General features: G+C 59.4%; 2 protein-coding genes. Both read left to right on the forward strand.

All coding sequences use genetic code 11. The features are described 5' to 3' along the window. Positions 1 to 759 (forward strand): biotin synthase BioB (bioB, locus tag GTN70_08695; protein ID NIO17060.1); only part of this gene is annotated, 759 nt, incomplete at its 5' end. Next, positions 749 to 1930 carry an 8-amino-7-oxononanoate synthase gene (bioF, locus tag GTN70_08700; protein ID NIO17061.1) on the forward strand — a complete coding sequence of 394 codons (1182 nt, stop codon included), beginning with the start codon at positions 749 to 751 and terminating at the stop codon, positions 1928 to 1930. The genes bioB and bioF, both read left to right, overlap by 11 nt. Positions 1931 to 1950: the final 20 nt, after the last annotated feature.

Consider the following 1950-nt stretch of genomic DNA (forward strand, 5'->3'; position numbering starts at 1 on the left):
TCGAAGATAGAGAAGTACCCCCTCCTTCGGGCAGAGGAAATAGTTAAGAGGGCGAGAGCCGCGAAAGAGGATGGTGCGAGGGAGTTTTCCATCGTCACCTCCGGGCCGGGCCTCAGGAAGAGGGAAGAAATCGAGGTGATCGGAGCCGCTATCGAGGAGATAAGCGGAAAGCTCGGGCTCGAGACCTGTGTGAGCGTTGGGATCGTGTCGAGGGAGACGATCGAATATTTCAGGGCAAAAGGCCTGAAAAGCTTCCACCACAACCTGGAGACCTCGCGGGCCTTTTTCCCGAACGTCTGCACGACGCACGATTACGAAGAGGACGTTGAGACCGTGAGGGATGCGAAGAGAGCGGGGCTGTGGGTCTGTTGCGGAGGCATTTTCGGCCTGGGTGAGTCGGACAGGGACAGGGTGGATCTGGCGATGACCCTGAGGGAACTGGATGTCGACTCGATTCCCCTGAATTTTTTGAACCCGATTCCGGGAACCCCCGACGCGGGAAAAGACGAGCTCGACCCCTTTACCTGCCTGAAGATCATCGCCATGATGCGGCTCGTCAACCCGAGGAAGGAAATTATCGTGTGCGGCGGCAGGGAGGTGAATCTCAGGGACCTGCAGTGCCTGATCTTTCCTGCCGGGGCGTCGGGGACCATGCTGGGGAATTACCTCACCACCCGCGGGCGGCCGATGGAGGATGACATCAAGATGCTGGAGGACCTCGGTCTCGACTGGAAGGGAGAAGGGTTCCATGGCGGATGACTTCAGGGCTGACCTCGAAGGTGAGCTCGAATCGATCAAGAGACGGGGAAGATACCGTTTCCTGCGGGACATCGGGACCCCGGCGCGGGTCGAGATCACCATAGGGGACAAAAAATATCTGAACTTCAGCTCCAACGACTACCTCGGGTTTGCCACCTCCGATCAACTCATCGATTCACTGGGCGCAATCGGGGAAAAGTGGGGAATCGGGTCGGGCGCCTCCCGGCTCATCTGCGGGAACATGGAGGTCCACGGCGATCTCGAGAGGCGCATAGCTGCGTTCAAGGGAACCGAATCGGGCCTCGTCTTCTCATCGGGCTACATGGCAAATCTCGGTATCGTTTCCACCCTCGGCACCCCCCGGACGACGGTCTTCTCCGACGAGCTCAACCATGCATCCATAATCGACGGGTGCAGGCTCAGCAGGGCGAGGGTAAAAGTGTACCGCCACGCCGACCCGGGGCACCTCGAGGAGCTCATCTCGACGGACGACGGAGAGAGGAAGCTGATCATCACCGATGGCGTCTTCAGCATGGACGGCGATATTGCTCCCCTGCCCGACCTGTGTTACCTGAAGGAAAAATATGGCGCCATCCTGGTCGTCGATGATGCGCACGCCACGGGGGTTCTGGGAAGTGGCGGCAGGGGCACGGCGTCCCATTTCGGCCTGTCGGACAAAGTGGACATACAGATGGGCACCTTCTCGAAAGCCATCGGGACCTACGGGGCCTTTATCTGCTGTGACGCCGTTGTCAGGGATTACTTCATCAACCGGTGCCGGCCCCTGATCTTCAATACGGCCATCCCCCCCCTGATCGCCGCCCTGACGATACGGGCGCTCGATATGCTGGAGGAGGACCCGCAGATCGTCGACATCCTCCGGGGGAAGGTGAAGCGTTTCACCGCTGTCCTGGCAAATCATGGTGTGGACGTTCAGTCCGAGACGCCAATTATCCCCGTGATCATCGGGTCGGACGAGAGAACTCTCAAAATCTCCGAGGCACTGCTCAGAGAGGGGTATTTCGTTTACGGCGTCAGGCCTCCCACCGTCCCCGAGGGGACCGCGAGGCTGCGCGTTACCCTGAGCGCTGCCCACAGGGACGACCAGGTTGAGGGATGCGCGGAAAAGATAGCGGGGCTCATGGCCGCATTGGGAGGGGATGGGGCATAAAAAGGTTCGAAATAAAAAAA

The sequence above is a fragment of the Deltaproteobacteria bacterium genome, from assembly GCA_011773515.1.
Taxonomy (GTDB): domain Bacteria; phylum Desulfobacterota; class Deferrimicrobia; order J040; family J040; genus WVXK01.